The 16,739-nt window shown below is 68.2% G+C and carries 16 protein-coding genes; 12 read left to right on the forward strand and 4 right to left on the reverse strand.

Annotated features, from left to right (window positions below; genetic code table 11):
- Window positions 1–39: 39 nt before the first annotated feature.
- Complete coding sequence (locus B1991_RS06215; RefSeq protein WP_136257853.1) at window positions 40–474, forward strand: hypothetical protein; 435 nt, start codon at window positions 40–42, stop codon at window positions 472–474.
- A gap of 69 nt (window positions 475–543) precedes the next feature.
- On the opposite strand, the gene B1991_RS06220 is transcribed toward B1991_RS06215, so the two are convergent.
- Window positions 544–924, reverse strand: a complete 381-nt coding sequence (locus tag B1991_RS06220) for a VOC family protein (RefSeq protein ID WP_136257854.1) — start codon at window positions 922–924, stop codon at window positions 544–546.
- 133 nt (window positions 925–1,057) lie between these two features.
- Between B1991_RS06220 and B1991_RS06225 the strand changes: the two genes are divergently transcribed.
- The 6 genes from B1991_RS06225 to B1991_RS06250 all read left to right on the forward strand — a co-directional run bounded on the left by B1991_RS06225 (window position 1,058) and on the right by B1991_RS06250 (window position 9,201).
- Window positions 1,058–1,576: an adenine phosphoribosyltransferase gene (locus B1991_RS06225; protein ID WP_136257855.1), complete on the forward strand. Its 519-nt coding sequence runs from the start codon at window positions 1,058–1,060 to the stop codon at window positions 1,574–1,576.
- Between the two features lie 112 nt (window positions 1,577–1,688).
- Entirely contained in the window at window positions 1,689–2,459 is a 771-nt protein-coding gene (locus B1991_RS06230) for a DsbC family protein (RefSeq protein ID WP_136257856.1), read from the forward strand.
- A 78-nt stretch (window positions 2,460–2,537) separates the two neighbouring features.
- Complete coding sequence (gene purL / locus B1991_RS06235; protein ID WP_136257857.1) at window positions 2,538–6,404, forward strand: phosphoribosylformylglycinamidine synthase; 3,867 nt, start codon at window positions 2,538–2,540, stop codon at window positions 6,402–6,404.
- A gap of 29 nt (window positions 6,405–6,433) precedes the next feature.
- The gene (locus B1991_RS06240) at window positions 6,434–7,198 is read left to right on the forward strand and encodes a hypothetical protein (protein WP_136257858.1); all 765 of its coding nucleotides are present in this window, start codon (window positions 6,434–6,436) and stop codon (window positions 7,196–7,198) included.
- A gap of 145 nt (window positions 7,199–7,343) precedes the next feature.
- On the forward strand, window positions 7,344–8,228 hold the full coding sequence (locus B1991_RS06245) for a glycosyltransferase family 2 protein (protein ID WP_136257859.1): 885 nt from the start codon (window positions 7,344–7,346) through the stop codon (window positions 8,226–8,228).
- Between the two features lie 79 nt (window positions 8,229–8,307).
- Window positions 8,308–9,201, forward strand: a complete 894-nt coding sequence (locus B1991_RS06250) for a DMT family transporter (protein WP_136257860.1) — start codon at window positions 8,308–8,310, stop codon at window positions 9,199–9,201.
- Here B1991_RS06250 and B1991_RS06255 read toward each other — a convergent pair.
- On the reverse strand, window positions 9,189–9,677 hold the full coding sequence (locus B1991_RS06255) for a DUF2127 domain-containing protein (protein WP_425466652.1): 489 nt from the start codon (window positions 9,675–9,677) through the stop codon (window positions 9,189–9,191). The two genes, B1991_RS06250 and B1991_RS06255, sit on opposite strands and share 13 nt — an antisense overlap.
- A 491-nt stretch (window positions 9,678–10,168) precedes the next feature.
- Between B1991_RS06255 and B1991_RS06260 the strand changes: the two genes are divergently transcribed.
- Both B1991_RS06260 and B1991_RS06265 read left to right on the forward strand, forming a co-directional pair.
- Window positions 10,169–11,437, forward strand: coding sequence for a hypothetical protein (locus B1991_RS06260; protein WP_136257861.1), 1,269 nt, complete (start codon window positions 10,169–10,171; stop codon window positions 11,435–11,437).
- A gap of 126 nt (window positions 11,438–11,563) precedes the next feature.
- Window positions 11,564–12,361, forward strand: a complete 798-nt coding sequence (locus B1991_RS06265) for a class I SAM-dependent methyltransferase (RefSeq protein WP_136257862.1) — start codon at window positions 11,564–11,566, stop codon at window positions 12,359–12,361.
- 27 nt (window positions 12,362–12,388) lie between these two features.
- On the opposite strand, the gene B1991_RS06270 is transcribed toward B1991_RS06265, so the two are convergent.
- Window positions 12,389–12,583: a YbdD/YjiX family protein gene (locus tag B1991_RS06270; RefSeq protein WP_136257863.1), complete on the reverse strand. Its 195-nt coding sequence runs from the start codon at window positions 12,581–12,583 to the stop codon at window positions 12,389–12,391.
- Between the two features lies 1 nt (window position 12,584).
- Window positions 12,585–14,657 carry a carbon starvation CstA family protein gene (locus B1991_RS06275; protein ID WP_136257864.1) on the reverse strand — a complete coding sequence of 691 codons (2,073 nt, stop codon included), beginning with the start codon at window positions 14,655–14,657 and terminating at the stop codon, window positions 12,585–12,587.
- Between the two features lie 171 nt (window positions 14,658–14,828).
- Here B1991_RS06275 and B1991_RS06280 point away from each other — a divergent pair, with 171 nt between their 5' ends.
- From B1991_RS06280 to B1991_RS06290, 3 genes are all read left to right on the forward strand, one after another.
- Window positions 14,829–15,611, forward strand: a complete 783-nt coding sequence (locus B1991_RS06280; protein WP_136257865.1) for a DUF4197 domain-containing protein — start codon at window positions 14,829–14,831, stop codon at window positions 15,609–15,611.
- An 80-nt stretch (window positions 15,612–15,691) separates the two neighbouring features.
- Window positions 15,692–16,228: a peptide deformylase gene (gene def, locus B1991_RS06285; protein WP_136257866.1), complete on the forward strand. Its 537-nt coding sequence runs from the start codon at window positions 15,692–15,694 to the stop codon at window positions 16,226–16,228.
- Between the two features lie 134 nt (window positions 16,229–16,362).
- Window positions 16,363–16,731 carry a hypothetical protein gene (locus tag B1991_RS06290; RefSeq protein WP_136257867.1) on the forward strand — a complete coding sequence of 123 codons (369 nt, stop codon included), beginning with the start codon at window positions 16,363–16,365 and terminating at the stop codon, window positions 16,729–16,731.
- Window positions 16,732–16,739 lie beyond the last annotated feature (8 nt).

Raw genomic sequence — 16,739 nt, forward strand, 5'->3', positions numbered from 1 at the left:
CTCGCACAAAATGATTGTTAATCGAAAAAGGGGAATATCGTGACGGCGTTTCGTACGCTATGCACCGTTGTTGTCCTGATGGCTCTCGCGAATATCACGATGGCACAGCAGCGTGCCAAGTTGCCAGAGATGGATATGGCCTACACGTTAAAATCTTTCACAGCCCGCTGCTCGCTTGCACGCATACCAGTACGCATTGAGGGGCGAACTTCAGCACAGATATCGCGTGACCTCATTCTTTCCGGTGATGCCATGCAGGCTTGCATCGACAAGGCCAAGGTGGATGGTCGCGAGGTGTACCGGAAGACTGTCCTTGTCGCGCCGGCGTCGCGAGCCATGTTGCAGCATGTATATGCACTTTGGCTCGGGTATGCCAACTCAATGATTGCCCACATGGAGCCTCAAGAGTCCGTTGCTCAAGATCGTTTAGAGGCTGCGATCAACGACATGCAAGCGCGTTTGGATACACCGTAGCCGTAAACGGGCGGCTTTCCTTTCGCTGGTCGTATCAGCAGCGTATGAGGACCCCAACAAGTCGGGCTGTTACTCCCACTCGTTCGCATGCGCTCCGATCTCCCCGCGTTGCGGCCGCACCACGCAGAAGCGGTGGCCGGTGGGGGCTTCCATCACCACCCAGGTGCGGATCGCTTCGATCCTCTTGGCACCCAAGGCTTCCAGGCGGCGTACCTCGGCCTCGATGTCGTCGCTTTCGATGTCCAGGTGCACGCGGCTGGGGTGGGGCACTTGCTGCAGTTCGATCACCGGCTCGTCGTCGTGAGTGACCAGGCCGACGTATTTCTCCTGCGCGGGGTCGGCGCCCTCCTTGATGGGGCGCCCCAGCGCCTGCGACCAGAAGCGGGCGGCTTCGCCGAGGTCATCGGCGTGACAGTCGATCATGAGGCTGCACAGGCGGCTGCGGTGCATGGGGAACTCCTTGGGGAGTCGGGAGTGGGGAACAGGGAATCGCAAAAGCAGGAACGAATGCAACAGCATGGCACGCATCGCATGCGATGCTGTGGTGAATCCCGAATCCCCTGATCACACCCCGAGACCGCGCATGCATGCCCTTGCCGAACTGATCCGCGACGTGCCCGACTTTCCCCGCTCGGGAGTGATGTTTCGCGACGTCAGCCCGCTGCTGGCCAGCGCCGAAGGGTTCGCGCGTTGCATCGAGGCGCTGGCCGCGCCGTGGCGGGACAGCGGCGTGCAGGTGGTCGGCGGGGTGGAGGCGCGCGGTTTCATCTTCGGTGCGGCGCTGGCGTTGCACTTGGGCGCGGGCTTCGTGCCGCTGCGCAAGCCCGGCAAGTTGCCGCCGCCGGTGCAGGCGGTGGATTACCAGCTCGAATACGGCAAGGACCGGCTCGAACTGCGTCGTGACGTCCTCGCGCCGGCGCGGCGCGTGCTGCTGGTGGACGACGTGCTGGCCACCGGCGGCACGCTGTGCGCGGCGGCGGAACTGGTTGCGGGGGCGGGCGCCACGCTGCTCGGGGCTGCGGTGGTGATCGAGCTGGATGCCCTCGGCGGGCGTTCGCGCTGGGCGGAACGTGGCCCGCTGCACAGTTTGCTGCGTTACTGAACCGCTGCGCGCCGTTTCGTCGCAGATGGCGCAGCGGTACCGGCGCCCCATGCGAGAATGGCGCGCTGCCGCGCGCGTCCCGCCTGCGGCGCGCAATGCATTGAGGCTGGCGATGTTGAAGAAGCTGCTGTTGCTGGGAGGGCTGGCATGGGCTGGTCAGGCGCTGGCCGCCGCGCCGGCGAACGCGCCGGTGGTCGGCCCCACGATCACGCCTGCGGCGGTGCAGATGGTGCAGCAGGCCATCGCCAAGCTGTCGTCCAAGGTGGTGGTCGACTCGATCCAGCCGGCGCCGCTGCCCGGCTTCTACCAGGTGATCGCGTCGGGTCAGATGGTCTACATCAGCACCGACGGCAAGTACCTGATGCACGGCGACGTGGTTGACCTCAGCCGGCGCGAGAACCTCAGCGACGACGCCTGGGCGAAGTTCCGCGTGGCCGCGCTGGCCAAGGTGCCGGCGTCGCAGCGCGTGGTGTTCGCGCCGGCGCAGCCGAAGTACACGGTGACCGTGTTCACCGACGTCAACTGCGGTTTCTGCCGCGCGCTGCACGGGCACATCGAGGCGTTCAACAAGGCCGGCATCGCGGTGGAGTACCTGGCCTGGCCGCGCGAGGGCGTGACCACCACCGCCGGCAACCTCACCCCGACCTACAAGGAAATGGTCTCGGTGTGGTGCGCGAAAGACCCCAAGGCTGCACTCACCGCGGCCACCAAGGGCCATGCGCCGGCGGCGACGACCTGCACCAACCCGGTGAAGCAGCAGTTCGACCTGGGCGTGAAGCTGGGCGTGAACGGCACGCCCACGATCATCGGGCCGGACGGCAGCGTGCTGGGCGGCTACGTGACGCCGGAGCAGCTGCTGCAGGCGCTGCAAGCGGGCGGCTGACCCCGCGCCGGCGGCTTATGCCGTATTGCAGCATTGGGGTAGAATGGGCGTTTCCTCCGCACAGCGCCCCCTTCCCGCATGATCGCATTTGACGGGCAAAGCGCCCTCTCGCCGTTCCGCCTCGAACGACTCAACGCACGCCTCGACGCCGTGCACCGGGGCGTGCGCGTGCAATCCGCCTGGCATGTATTCGTGCTCGACATGGACGCGGCGCCCGAAGGCGCGCTGCGCGAGCGCCTGCTGGCCGTGCTGGAGGCCAAGGACGCCGCTCCGCAGCCGGCCACGATCTGGGTGGTGCCGCGGCTGGGCACGATCTCGCCGTGGTCGAGCAAGGCCACCGACATCCTGCATGGCGCCGGTTTCGACGTGCGCCGCGTCGAGCGCGGGCTGGCCTGGCAGATCAGCGGCCTGCCCGAAGCCGGCGCGCCGGACCACGCGGCGATCATGGGCGTGCTGCACGACGCGATGACGCAATCGGTGCTGAGTCGGCTGGAGGACGCCCAGGGCCTGTTCCTGGCCGGCACGCCCGGCGACCTGGTGCACGTGGCGCTGGGCGCCGATCCGCAGGCGGCGCTCGCCGCGGCGAACCAGCGCCTGGGCCTGGCGCTGGCCGAGGACGAGATCGAATACCTGGTCGAACGCTATGCCGAGCTGGGCCGCGACCCCACCGACGCCGAACTTTTCATGTTCGCCCAGGCCAACTCCGAGCATTGCCGGCACAAGGTGTTCAACGCCAGCTGGACGGTGGACGGCGAGGAACAGGACAAGACCCTGTTCGGCATGATCAAGCACACCCACCAGCAGTCGCCCGCGCATACCCTGTCGGCGTACAGCGACAACGCCGCAGTGATCGAGGGCAGCACGGGCAAGCGCTTCTTCGCCGACCCCGCGGATCGCGTGTGGCGCGGGCACGGGGAGCGCATCGACTACGCGATCAAGGTGGAAACGCACAACCATCCCACCGCGATCGCGCCCTGGCCCGGCGCGGCCACCGGCGCCGGCGGCGAGATCCGCGACGAGGGTGCCACCGGCCGCGGCGGCAAGCCCAAGGCCGGGCTCACCGGTTTCTCGGTGTCCGACCTGCGCATCCCGGGCGCGCCGCAGCCGTGGGAAGTGGCACGCCCGCTGCCGCCGCGGATGGCCAGCGCGTTCGAGATCATGCGCGACGGCCCGCTGGGCGCGGCGGCGTTCAACAACGAATTCGGCCGGCCTTGCCTGGGCGGCTATTTTCGCGCCTGGGAAAGCGAAGTGCCGGGCCAGGCCGGGGTCCGCCGCGGCTACGACAAGCCGATCATGCTCGCCGGCGGCCTCGCCAACTTGCGTCCCGACCACGTGTTGAAGCGCGCGGTGCAGCCAGGCCACGCGGTGATCGTGCTGGGCGGCCCGGCGATGCTGATCGGACTGGGCGGCGGCGCGGCCTCGTCGGTCGCCGGCGGTGCTTCCAGTGCCGAACTGGACTTCGCCTCGGTGCAGCGCGACAACGCCGAGATGGAGCGGCGCTGCCAGGAAGTGATCGACGCCTGCTGGGCGCGCGGCGAGCACAACCCGATCGTCAGCGTGCACGACGTCGGCGCCGGCGGCCTCTCCAACGCGATCCCCGAACTGCTCAACGACGCCGGCGTCGGCGGCGTGATCGACCTGTCGAAAATCCCCTGCGACGACCCCTCGCTGTCGCCGATGCAGGTGTGGAGCAACGAATCGCAGGAGCGCTACGTGCTGGCCGTCGCGCAGGAGAACCTCGCCGAATTCGAGGCCATGTGCATCCGCGAACGCTGCCCGTACGCCGTGGTGGGCGAGGCCACGCTCGAACGCCGCCTGCTGCTGGCCGATCCACGCCGCGAGCTGACCGTCATCGACCTGCCGATGGACGTGCTGTTCGGCAAGCCGCCGCGCATGCATCGCGACGCCACGCGAGTCCAGCCGCGGATGGACCTGCTGCCCGACCTCACCGCCATCGACCTGGACGAGGCGTTGCTGCGTGTGCTGCGCCTGCCCACGGTGGGCAGCAAGAGCTTCCTGATCACCATCGGCGACCGCACCGTGGGCGGCCTCAACCATCGCGACCCGATGGTCGGCCCGTGGCAGGTGCCGGTGGCCGATTGCGCGGTGACGCTGGCCGATTTCGATGGCTACTCCGGCGAGGCGATGGCGATGGCCGAGCGCGCGCCGGTGGCCGTGCTCGACAGCGCCGACGCGGCGCGTCTGGCGGTGGGCGAGGCGATCACCAACCTGGCCGCGGCCCCGATCGCATCGCTGGGCGAGGTGCGCCTGTCGGCCAACTGGATGGCCGCGGTGAATCACCCGGGCGAGGATGCCGCCTTGTTCGACGCGGTGAAGGCGGTGGGCATGGAGCTGTGCCCGCAATTGCAGATCTCGATCCCCGTCGGCAAGGATTCGCTGTCGATGCAGGCGGTGTGGACCGACGAGGGGCAGGAGCAGCGCACGGTGTCGCCGGTGTCGCTGGTGATCACCGGCTTCGCCCGCGTCGGTGACGTGCGCCGCACGCTGACGCCGCAACTCAAGCTCGACCGTGGCGCCACCGACCTGTGGCTGATCGACCTGGGCGCCGGGCGCGATCGCCTCGGCTGCTCGGCGCTGACCCAGGTGTTCAACCGCTCCGGCGGCATCCCGCCCAACCTGGACGACGCCAAGCGGCTCAAGGCGCTGTTCGAGCTGATCCAGCAGGCCAACGCGAACGGCCTGCTGCTGGCCTACCACGACCGCTCCGACGGCGGCGTCATCACTACCTTGCTGGAGATGGCCTTCGCCGGCCACTGCGGCCTGGAGCTGCATCTCGACGGTTGGGCCGAAGCCACCTTGCGCGCGCTGTTCAACGAGGAACTGGGCGCGGTGGTACAGGTGGCCGAGGCCAATCGCGAGGCGTTCGAATCGCTGCTGGTGAAGTTCGGCCTGGCCGGCATCAGCCACCGCATCGGCCGGCCGAAGGAGAAGCTCGGCATCAAGCTGTTCCTCGGCGACGAAATTTTCGTCAAGTGGAACTGGAGCAAGCTGTACAAGGCGTGGAACGAAACCAGTCACGCCATGCAGCGCCTGCGCGACAACCCGCAGAGCGCCGATGCCGAGCTGGAGTGGCGGCTGGATGACGCCGATCCCGGCATCACGCCCAAGCTGGGCTTCGATCCGGCGGAGGACATCGCCGCGCCGTTCATCGCCAGGGGCCCGCGGCCGCGCGTGGCGATCCTGCGCGAGCAGGGCGTCAACGGCCAGGTGGAGATGGCCGCGGCGTTCACGCGTGCCGGTTTCGAGGCGGTGGACGTGCACATGTCCGACCTCGCCGGCGGCCGGGTGCAGTTGGCGGACTTCCGCGGCTTCGCTGCCTGCGGTGGCTTCTCCTATGGCGACGTGCTCGGCGCGGGCCGCGGCTGGGCCACCTCGATCCTCTACAACGAGATGCTGCGCGCGCAGTTCGAGGCGTTCTTCGCCGACCCGACGAAGTTCGCGCTGGGTGTGTGCAACGGCTGCCAGATGCTGTCGCAGCTGAAGGAAATCATCCCCGGCGCGCAGCACTGGCCGAAGTTCCTGCGCAACGCCTCGGAGCAGTACGAGTCGCGCGTGGCCACGCTGGAGGTGCTCGATTCGCCCAGCATCTTCTTCCAGGGCATGGCCGGCTCGCGCATCCCGGTGGCGGTGGCGCATGGCGAGGGGCGGGTGAGTTTTCCGCAGGTGTGCAGCCCGTCGAAATCGCACGGCGCGGTGCGCTTCGTCGACAACCGCGGCAGGCCGACCGAGAACTTCCCGCTCAACACCAACGGTTCGCCCGGCGGCCTGGCCGGCTTCACCGCCGCCGACGGCCGCGTGACGATCATGATGCCGCACCCGGAGCGGGTGTTCCGCAGCGTGCAGATGAGCTGGCATCCGGAATCGTGGGGTGAGGATTCGCCGTGGATGCGGATGTTCCGCAACGCACGCGTGTGGTGCGGCTGATCGACGGCGCGTGGCGGCGGTGCTGAGCGATGGCCCGGCGTCGCCCCGCGTGGATGTTCGTCGGCTACGCCGCGTTGTGGGTGTTGCTGCTGGCGCTGCTGCCGTGGTGGCTGGGCCTGCCGGTCCTGCTGGCGCTCGCCGCCGCGGTCCTGCTCTTGCAGCAACGGCTTTCCGCGCCGCATGCCGGGCTGATCCGCCACGCGCTGCGCTGGGGCCTGCCGGGTTGGCTGTTTGCCCTGCAGCGCGCGCTCGGTAGCGACGCCTTCGCCTGGGGCGCGGCCCTGCTGGGAGCGCTGGTCGGCTACACCTTGCTGGCCGGGCTGGAAGCCTGGCTCGACCGCGACCTGCGCCGTGCGCCCCCCGGTCCACCCGCCGCGGAATGGCCCGAACTCGCCCATGCACCGATCGGCCCGCCGGCCGAAATCATCGAACTGCTGCCGCCGCAGTGGCATGAAGCGCGTGGCGAACTGCCCGATCCGCTGGGCGGCGCCGTGCACTGTGAGCCGGGCGGCTGCCGTTTCGACGACGGCACGCGCGTCGATGCGCGGGACGGCGTCATCCGCATCGCCTTCAGCCCCGGGGGACGCTGGTTTGCCGCATGCAGCGGCAAGCGCGGCGTGCTGCTGTGGGATCGCCAGCGCGACCGGCGGCACCGGCTGCGCAACTGGCAACTGTGCGGCTGGTACCGCGAGCAACCCTGGCTCACCCGCCGCGAAGGCACCGTGCCGCTGGCGCTGGCCGCCGTGCTGGGCCAGGACGCCGACGAGCCTCCGCGAACGCGCCCCCGCACGTAGGAGCCCGCTCTCGGGCGATGCTTTTGCCTTCCCGATTCCCGCTTCCCGATTACGACTCAAAGGCATCGCCCGCGAGCGGGCTCCTGCAAGTGCGGCGGAGTGGTTCACGTGTCGCGCGTCTCCGCGCATACTTCGCGCGGTGAACATGCCTGCCTTCCCTTCGTCTCCATCCGGGCCGACGCTCAGCGTGATCGTGGTGGCGGCCGACAGCGGCCCGGATCTGCGCGATTGCGTGCGCCAGGTGCTTGCCTGCCGGCTGCCGCTGGAATTGATCCTGGTCGACAACGCTTCGCGCGATGGCGTGCCGCCCGCGATCGCGCGTGCGTACGAGCACGATGAGCGGCTCAAGCTGATCTACAGCCATCGCAACATCGGCTTCGGCCCGGCGGTGAACCTGGGCGCGAGGCAGGCCGGCGGCCGTGCGCTGCTGATCCTCAACCCCGATTGCCTGATCGGCGAGGACGACCTCAAGCGGTTGCTGGCGGTGCAGGCCGCGCATCCGAAGGCCGGCCTGATCGGCGCGGTAGTGTGCGACGCCGAGGGCCGGCCCGACCCTGCCTCACGACGGCGCGATCCGCTGTTGCGTCGGTCGCTCAACACGCTGCTCGGCCGGCCGGGCGAAACGGTGGAAGTCGGCGGCGAGATTCCCGCCGAACTGATCGAGTGCGAGGCGGTTTCCGGTGCGCTGATGCTGCTGACCCGCGAGATGTTCGAGCGCCTCGGCGGCTTCGACGAGAAATACTTCCTGCATTGCGAGGATCTGGACCTGTGCCGCCGCGTGCGCGACATCGGCTACCAGGTGTTGCTCGCCGGCGACGTGCGCGTGGCCCACGGCAAGGGCAGCTCCAGCCGCCATCGCCCGGTGTTCGTCAGCCGGCACAAGCACCGCGGCATGTGGCGCTGGTTTCGCCAGCACGATCCCGCCGCGCGCAACCCGTTCGTGTCGGCAGCGGTGTGGCTGGGCATCTGGACGCACTTCGTGCTGCAGATCCCCGGCCAGTGGTGGCGGCTGAAAACGAGAAGCAAGTGAGGGAGGCCAGAGGCAATATCGTCTCTGCGCGCCGTTGCCGTCTTCTCACTCCAAACTCCTCTCCACTCACTCCTCGCCCATGACTTCCCGCACTCTTGCCACCCTGGCCACCCTCGGCCTGATCGCGATGACGGCGGTGTGGGGCTCGACCTTCGTGCTGATCAAGAACGTGCTCGGCCGCATGCCGGTGGCGGATTTCCTGGCCGTGCGTTTCGTCGTGGCGGCGCTGGCGATGCTGGTCCTGTTCGGGGGGCATGTGTGGCGACTCGGTGCGGTGCAGATCCGGCGCGGCCTGCTGCTCGGCCTGATCTACGGCATCGGCCAGCTGGTGCAGACCTGGGGGCTGGCGCTGATCTCGCCCAGCGTCAGCGGATTCGCCACCGGCATGTACGTGGTGTTCACTCCGATCCTGGCGCTGCTGGTGTTGCGCCAGCGCGTCGCAGCCAGCGTGTGGCTGGCCATCGCCGTGGCTACTGCAGGCCTGGCCTTGCTCACCCTCGACGGTGTCGAGATCAACCTGGGCGTGTGGCTGACCCTGGCGTCGGCGGCGTGCTACGCGCTGCACATCGTGCTGCTGGGCCAGTGGTCGCACCACGGCGAGGCGTTCGGTCTGTCGGCCGTGCAGATGGTGGCGATCGCCGTGGTCTGCTCGCTGGCCACCTTGCCGCACGGTCCGATGTTGCCGCCCGATCCCGGCGCGTGGTTCGTCGTGCTGTACATGGCGCTGATCGCCGGCGCCGGCGCGATGGTGATGCAGACCTGGGCGCAATCGCACCTGCCTGCCGCGCGCGCGGCCATCGTGATGACGACCGAGCCGGTGTTCGCCGCTGCCTTCGCGGTGCTGCTCGGCGTCGATGCGCTGACCTGGCGCATGCTCGCCGGCGGCGGCCTCGTGCTGGCGGCGATGTACCTGGTCGAACTGATCCCGCGGCGCGGCGAGTTGCCGGCTGAGGCGGTGCATCACGAGGTGTGATGACGCTCCCTGGCGGGCGGAACGACGCGCGGCTGCAGCGCGATACGCACCAGGTAGACGATGATGGCCACGTTGCCGATAGCGGTGGCCAGCTTGATCCAGCCGAAGTGGTACAGCGTCTCGTAGAGTTCCAGCGGGATCAGCGAGCCGGTGGCGATCACGGTGAACCATTCCGCCCAGTGCTTGCCCAGCCACAGGCCGACGCCCTCGATGCCGAACAGCACCGCATAGCCGAGGGCCACCAGTCCCACCGCCTCGAACTTGCCGGGGCCGAGCTGGTGCAGCAGCTCCACCAGCTTCCAGCGCAGGCCGTTGCTGTCGGCCAGCGACAGATGCTCCAGCCAGTGCACCAGTTGCTCGAAATTCTGCTGCCGGTAGAAGTGGAACGCCGCCAGCGCCACCAGCAACAGGCAGCTGGTCTTGATGATCTCGTAGATCGCGATGACGCGCAGGCCGGGATGGTGCTGGCCAGGCATGGTCGCCGCGGGAGGGGCTGCGTCGGCGGATTCGGAGTTGGGCATGGGCGGAGAGGACATGGGAAGCGGCCATTTTCGCCGATCAGGCGTGGTGCCGCCTGTGCGTGATGGCACGAGTTCGCGGAAATGGAGCTTTGTGCGATCTTGACAGCTGACCAGGATCATCCAAACCTGTAGCGGTTGCCCACCCCGAATGGGGGTCGGTCACTTGCCGAGGTCATGCGGCGTCGCGGGTCGGCCTGTCGTTTTTTCTGGTCGGGCTTGGCATGTGCTGCAGTGAGAGGGCGCAAGTCGGTGTGGGTCGTGAATGGTGGGCGGCGGTCGTGGATGGCTGCCGCATCGGGGAAACATGGCGGCCCCGACTCCGCACGACGCGAACGGGCAAATGGCCAGGTGCTCCGGGGGCCACGCCGCTCTGACCCGAGCAGTCCATGCGAATTCCGGAGCTGGCTTGCCGGCGCCGATCAGAACGACAAAAGGGAGACAAACGGATGTTCGATCATCTTGCTATCGACGTGGACTACCTGGCCGACTGGAGCACCGGGCGCCGGCAACAGCACAGCCTGTACATTCCCGGTTCGACGCTGCTGGAGTGGGTGGATGCGGCCGCGCGTGCCGTGCAGGCCGGTGCCAGCGCGCCTCCGGGGAGCGGCTCCCAAGCTGATCCTTACGTCCTTGGTGGGTACGGCAGTTACGCCGGTGCTTGGCAAGCTGCGGCGAGCCGACGTTCGCAGGACCTGTATTTTTCCATCGCCGGTCGCCTGATCCGCAAGATCAAGGACGGAAGCCATGGCGGTTTCGCCGACGGGTGTTACATGTGCGACGTCGGCTATTCGGGTACCGACGCTCGCGCCGGCACCATCTGGAATCGGGCTGACGGCGCGAGCTATCGCGAGTTCGGCAAGTTCATACACGAAGGCAACACGGTTTCCGGCATGGAAGGCGTGGTCTGGTCGCAGCGGGTCGCAGCGTCCCTGCGGGGTGTGCTCAAGGGCACCGCTCCCAGAACCGGCGGTGGACTCCAGGCGAAGGGCACGCGCTGGACCGTCGACATGAACCCCGACGAGTCGAAACGCAAGGCTCCGCAGAAGGCCTCGGCCCCGCAGACGGCTGGTGCAGCTGACACCATCTCGGCCTTGCCGCTGCTTTCTGCAGTCATGTTCATCGCCGAGCCGATGCGCAATGCCCGTGCCTGGATGATGGGACTGATGATGCTCGACCTGATGGGTACGGAGTACCAGGCCCCGACGCCAACGGCACATGGCAAGCACTTCACTTTCCAGCGTGCGTTCGTCCATCCGTCCCGTCTGGACGACCCGGCCTGGAGAGGGGAGACGAACACCGCCAACGACACGGCGCCCGGCGCCTGGGTCAACCGGCAAGCCAGGGGCGACCGCCGAACTGCGACGAGCATGGCGCGCCCGGGGAGCGCCGCGGTCGAGGGGCTGTATCCGCCGTCGCCGAAATGGTCCGGGCGATCATCGGCGCGCATTGACGTCGCCAATGACTATATCCAGGCCAAGGAAACGGCGATCGTGTGCCGCTGGCTCGAGCAGGAGTTCAACGCGTATGTCGGAAGCGTCGTTGTGGCGAAAGCGCTGGCCGGTGGGCCAGGCACCCGTAGAAACGCCATGACCGCCTCCTTCGGCGGCGAAAGTGCCATGCGCGGGTTCGCGGACGACCTGGAACGGGTTATCAAGATGGAGTTGATCCAGCGCAGGGCGGCATCGTTCGATACGCCCGGAGTCCTGTTCCGCTGACGCGAGTCGTAACAGGGGCCGGGACTGCGGTGCCAAACCTGCGCGGGTCGGCTGGCGCACCGGGATCTTTCGTGGAGGTCGGTGTGCGCGCCTCACTCTTCGTTTTACCCACTACCGAGGCCAGCCATGTCCCTTCCCGTCGAGCATTCCGCTGCCGCGGACGAACCCGCACCGCATGGCCCGTCGGCTGTCGGCCTGCGCGACGCGAAACTCGGCGGCTGGTATCGAGAGGACAGCGGTGAGCTGTTTCGCGGCGTGCCGATCGGTCCCGGCGACGTGGTGGTGGATGTCGGCTGCGGCGCCGGCGTCAACAGCGTGTTCTGCGCGCGTCACGGCGCCCGTGTCTACGCCATCGACCGCGAGCCGCAGGTGATCCGCGAGGTGCGCGCCCGACTGAGCGTCGAGGGCCGCGGCACGCACACCACCCTGGTCAGCGATGCGAACCCGCTGCCGCTGGACGACGGCATCGCCACGCGGGTGATCTGCACCGAGGTGTTGCAGCACGTCGACGATCCGCGCCAGGTGCTGGCCGAGCTGTTCCGTGTCGGCGCGCCCGGCGCCATCTACCTGCTCAGCGTGCCCGGCGCGTTGCAGGAGACGTTGCAGGAAAAGGTGTTGCCGCCGGAGTACCGCGAGCTGCCCGGCGGCGCACTGCGGGTGATCGGACGCGACGAGTTCGCGCAATGGATCGGCGAGGCCGGCCTGGTGGTGGTGGAGCACACCCAGCACGGCTTTTTCTGGTCGATGTGGTGGGCGCTGTTCTGGGGTTGCCGGGTGGAGCTGCACGACCCCGCGCACCCGGTACTCGATCACTGGACCGCGGCCTGGCAGGCGCTGCTGGACATGCCGCAGGGTGGGCAGCTCAAGCAGCAACTGGACGAGTTCATGCCGATCAGCCAGATCGTCGTGGCGCGCAAACCCTGAAGCTGGCACGCGGTGCGGCGTGGACGCTCAGCAGCAGCGCCCGCCGCCGCCCTTGTAGCGCGCTTCCTGGCGCTCGCGGAAGAACTCGCCGTAGCTCGGCACCTTGCGTTCGGGATGGTGTTCGCGCAGGTGCTTCACGTAACCGTCGTAGTCGGGAATGCCGCAGCACAGGCGGGCGGTCTGCACCGCCCACTTGCGCATGGACTGGAACGTCGCGTTCATCTCAGCCGGCCACGCTGCTCAGCGCCACGTACGGCTCTTCGTGGGCGGTGGGATGGTTGGTACGCCAGGCCTTGACCAGCGAGCGCAGGCAGAACAGCACCATCACCACGACCAGCGCCATGAACAGGCCGGTGAGGGCCATGTCGACGTAGTTGTTGGTGACGATCTGCTGCATGGCGGTGGTGGTCTTGGCCGGCGCCAGCAACCGGCCCTGCTGCATGGCGTCGGCGTACTTGTTGGCCGCGGCGGTGAAGCTGATCGGGCCGACCAGCTTCTGGTAGCCGGCGGTGAGCGTGCAGATGATCAGCCACAGCGCCGGGATGCCGGGCACCCAAACGTAGCGCTCGCGCTTGAGTTTCACCACCACCACGGTAGCCAGCATCAGCGCGATCGCGGCCAGCATCTGGTTGGCGATGCCGAACAGCGGCCACAAGGTGTTGATGCCGCCCAGCGGGTCGACCGCACCCTGGTACAGGAAGTAGCCCCAGATGAACACGCAGATCGCGGTCGCCAGCAGGTTGCCGGCCCACGAGTCGGTTTCCTGCAGCGGCTTGTGGATCAGGCCGGCGATCTCCTGGATCATGAAGCGGCCCACGCGCGTGCCGGCGTCCACCGTGGTGAGGATGAACAGCGCCTCGAACAGGATCGCGTAGTGGTACCAGAACGCCGTCAGGCCGCCGGAGGGCATGATGTTGTGCAGCAGTTGTGCCATGCCCACGGCCAGCGTGGGGGCGCCGCCGGCACGGCTGAGAATGCTGTTCTCGCCAATGTCTTTCGCGGTCTGCAGCAATTGATCCGGCGTCACCACGAAGCCCCACTGGCTGATCGTGGTGGCCGCGTCCTGCACGGTACTGCCGATGATTGCGCTCGGCGAGTTCATCGCGAAGTACACGCCCGGGTGCAGGTAGGCGGCGGCGATCAGCGCCATGATCGCCACGAACGCCTCCATCAGCATGCCGCCGTAGCCGACCATGCGCGCCTGGCCCTCGTTGGCCAGCAGCTTGGGCGTGGTGCCCGAGGCGATGATCGAGTGCCAGCCCGACACCGCGCCGCAGGCGATGGTGATGAACAGGAACGGGAACAGGTCGCCGGCGAACACCGGGCCGGTACCGTCGATGAAACGCGTCACCGCCGGCATCTGCAGGTCGGGCGCGGTGATCAGGATGGCCAGCGCCAGCAGCGCGATGGTGCCGATCTTGAGGAAGGTGGAAAGGTAATCGCGCGGCGCCAGCAGCAGCCACACCGGCAGTACCGAGGCGACGAAGCCGTAGCCGATCAGCCACCAGGCCAGCGTCTTGGCATCCATGTCGAACAGCGGCGCCAGCGTGGCCGAGTCGGCCACGAACTTGCCGGCCCAGATCGAGAGCAGCAGCAGGATCAGGCCGATGATCGACACTTCGAGAATGCGTCCCGGCCGGAACCAGCGCATGTAGCCGCCCATCAGGAACGCGATCGGGATGGTGCAGGCCACGGTGAACGTGCCCCACGGGCTGTGCGTCAGCGCCTTGACCACCACCAGCGCCAGCACCGCCAGCACGATCATCATCAGCACCAGCACGCCGATCATCGCCACCAGGCCGGGCATCGGGCCGAGCTCCTCGCGCAGCATGTGGCCGAGCGAGCGGGCGTCGCGGCGCAGCGACAGGCCGAGGATCATGAAATCCTGCACCGCGCCGGCAAACACCACGCCGAACAGGATCCACAGCGTGCCGGGCAGGTAGCCCATCTGCGCGGCCAGTACCGGGCCGACCAGCGGGCCGGCGCCGGCAATCGCGGCGAAGTGGTGGCCGAATACCACCCACTTGTCGGTGGGTACGTAGTCGAGCCCGTCGTTGCGCAGCACCGAGGGCGGTGCGCGGGTGGGATCCAGCCGCAATACCGAGTGCTCGACGAACTTGCCGTAGAAGCGGAAGCCGATCGAGAACACCGCGATGGCCGCGGCCACCAGCCAGATCGCGTTGACCGGTTCGCCCCGTCTGAGCGCCACCACGCCGAGGCAGACTGCACCGATGATGGCGACGGCGATCCAGACCAGTTTGCTGGCGACACCGGGCTTGCGCATGGCCATTTGCATGACGGTTCTCCTCGGCAATAACGCAAGAATCGTCCCGCCGGCGGCGGGGGTCAATCCCGCATGGGGCCCGCAGGCACTAGCCTTTGGTCGAATGGCGCTGGCCGTCCGGACCGGCCAGGGGGTGCGTCGCGGCGCTACACTGGCTGCCCTGTCCACTGCACGGAGTTCGTCATGCGCACCTGGGCCCATTGCGGTTTGCTGGCTGTCCTCGCGCTGGCCGTGAGCGTGCCGGCCAGTGCCACCGGCCAGTTCAAGGACCTGCTGAACAAGCTCAAGCAGTCCAGCCACGCCACCTCCTCCGACGCCAGCCAGCTGCCGAGCAGCGACATCGCCGCGGGACTCAAGGAGGCGCTGGCCAAGGGCACCACCAGCGCGATCAACAGCCTGGGCCGCGACGGCGGCTTCTGGAACAACCCCAAGGTGCGCATCCCGCTGCCGGGCAAGCTCGAACAGGCCGGCAAGCTGGCGCGCCAGCTGGGCCAGGGGGCGAAGGTGGATGCGTTCGAGCAGAGCATGAACCGCGCCGCGGAGAAGGCGGTGCCGCAGGTGGCGGAGATCTTCGGCGACGCGATCCGCAAGATGACGCTGAGCGACGCGCGCGGCATCCTCACCGGCGGCGACCACGCGGCCACCGACTACTTTCGCCGCGTGGCCGGCGACGCGCTGACCGCGCGCATCCACCCGATCGTGGCCAACGCCACCGACAGCGTGGGCGTCACCCAGAAGTACAAGGCGTTCACCTCCGGCAGCAGCGGTGGCGCGCTGGGCGGCCTGCTGGGCGCGCTGGGCGAGGGCAAGTCGGCGCAAGGTGGCAGCGCGCTGGACCTGGACGACTACGTCACCGCCCGGACCCTCGATGGCCTGTTCACCGAGATCGCCGCGCAGGAGCAGTCGATCCGCACCAACCCCGCCGCGCGCACCACCGATCTGCTGAAGAAGGTGTTCGGGCACTGACGGGAGAGGACTCCCGCTGGCACATGCCGCGTTCACGCGGACGCAGGCAGGATGGCCGGCATGGCGAGGACGAGGCAGGCATGATCCACGAGATTCTCAAGATGGGCGACCCCCGGCTGCTGCGCATCGCGCCGCCGGTACCGGCGGCGATGTTCGGCAGCGAGGAGCTGGACACCCTGGTCGCCGACATGTTCGAAACGATGCACGCCGCCGATGGCGTGGGCCTGGCGGCACCGCAGATCGGCGTGAACCTGCAGCTGGTCATCTTCGGTTTCGATCATTCCGATCGCTATCCCGACGCCCCCGAGGTGCCGCGCACGGTCCTCCTCAACCCGGTGATCACGCCGCTGTCGCAGGACATGGAGGTCGGCTGGGAGGGTTGTTTGTCGGTGCCGGGCCTGAGCGGCGCGGTGAGCCGCTTCTCGCTGATCCGCTACGAGGGCGTCGACCCGAGTGGCGCCCGCATCGCGCGCACCGCCCAGGGCTTCCACGCGCGGGTGGTGCAGCACGAGTGCGACCACCTGATCGGCCGGCTGTACCCCTCGCGGATCACCGACTTCAGCAAGTTCGGCTACACCGAGGTGCTGTTTCCCGACCGCCCGCCCGCGGAAGCCTGAACACGACGCTCAAGTGGCGGCCCGGCCTGCCGTTAAGAGGCCATGAGCCCACGCTTGCGCAACCCGTCTGGCGGCACCGATCGGCCGGGGAGCCTCGTCTCCCCGGCCGCCCCCGCGCATGGGGGGTGCCGTCCATGAACCACCATCCCAAGCGTCCCTCGGGACACACGGTCGACTGGAACGACCCGCAGCTGCAATCGCTGCTGGACAAGACCGACGGCTGGAGTCTCGACAACCGCGGCGTGTTCTCCCCGGTACCGTGCGAACTGCACATCGGCTGGGGTGCCGGCGCGGTGCGCGGCGCCACCCTGGTGTTCGAGCGCGAGGGCGTGATGGTGATCGAGGCGAACTTCTCGATCCAGGTCGGCGAAAAGCTGCGCATCGACCGCATCGTGCTGGGCTCGCTGCGTTCCAATTGGGGCACGGTGGTGGAAGGCCGCGCAGGCCACCGCGCGGAGGATCGCGCCAACGGCACCCGGGTGTACTGGGTGCACGTGCGCTGAAGCCGCGC

Origin of the sequence: Rhodanobacter lindaniclasticus (genome assembly GCF_004799035.1) — a bacterium.
Classification (GTDB): domain Bacteria; phylum Pseudomonadota; class Gammaproteobacteria; order Xanthomonadales; family Rhodanobacteraceae; genus Rhodanobacter; species Rhodanobacter lindaniclasticus.

Excerpts from the sequence above, each read along its gene's own strand:
- B1991_RS06220 (WP_136257854.1), bottom strand. The coding sequence starts at position 924 with ATGCACCGCAGCCGCCTGTGCAGCCTCATGATCGACTGTCACGCCGAT.
- B1991_RS06225 (WP_136257855.1), top strand. The coding sequence starts at position 1,058 with ATGCATGCCCTTGCCGAACTGATCCGCGACGTGCCCGACTTTCCCCGC.
- B1991_RS06230 (WP_136257856.1), top strand. The coding sequence starts at position 1,689 with ATGTTGAAGAAGCTGCTGTTGCTGGGAGGGCTGGCATGGGCTGGTCAG.
- purL (WP_136257857.1), top strand. The coding sequence starts at position 2,538 with ATGATCGCATTTGACGGGCAAAGCGCCCTCTCGCCGTTCCGCCTCGAA.
- B1991_RS06240 (WP_136257858.1), top strand. The coding sequence starts at position 6,434 with ATGGCCCGGCGTCGCCCCGCGTGGATGTTCGTCGGCTACGCCGCGTTG.
- B1991_RS06245 (WP_136257859.1), top strand. The coding sequence starts at position 7,344 with ATGCCTGCCTTCCCTTCGTCTCCATCCGGGCCGACGCTCAGCGTGATC.
- B1991_RS06250 (WP_136257860.1), top strand. The coding sequence starts at position 8,308 with ATGACTTCCCGCACTCTTGCCACCCTGGCCACCCTCGGCCTGATCGCG.
- B1991_RS06255 (WP_425466652.1), bottom strand. The coding sequence starts at position 9,677 with ATGCCTGGCCAGCACCATCCCGGCCTGCGCGTCATCGCGATCTACGAG.
- B1991_RS06260 (WP_136257861.1), top strand. The coding sequence starts at position 10,169 with ATGTTCGATCATCTTGCTATCGACGTGGACTACCTGGCCGACTGGAGC.
- B1991_RS06265 (WP_136257862.1), top strand. The coding sequence starts at position 11,564 with ATGTCCCTTCCCGTCGAGCATTCCGCTGCCGCGGACGAACCCGCACCG.
- B1991_RS06270 (WP_136257863.1), bottom strand. The coding sequence starts at position 12,583 with ATGAACGCGACGTTCCAGTCCATGCGCAAGTGGGCGGTGCAGACCGCC.
- B1991_RS06275 (WP_136257864.1), bottom strand. The coding sequence starts at position 14,657 with ATGCAAATGGCCATGCGCAAGCCCGGTGTCGCCAGCAAACTGGTCTGG.
- B1991_RS06280 (WP_136257865.1), top strand. The coding sequence starts at position 14,829 with ATGCGCACCTGGGCCCATTGCGGTTTGCTGGCTGTCCTCGCGCTGGCC.
- def (WP_136257866.1), top strand. The coding sequence starts at position 15,692 with ATGATCCACGAGATTCTCAAGATGGGCGACCCCCGGCTGCTGCGCATC.
- B1991_RS06290 (WP_136257867.1), top strand. The coding sequence starts at position 16,363 with ATGAACCACCATCCCAAGCGTCCCTCGGGACACACGGTCGACTGGAAC.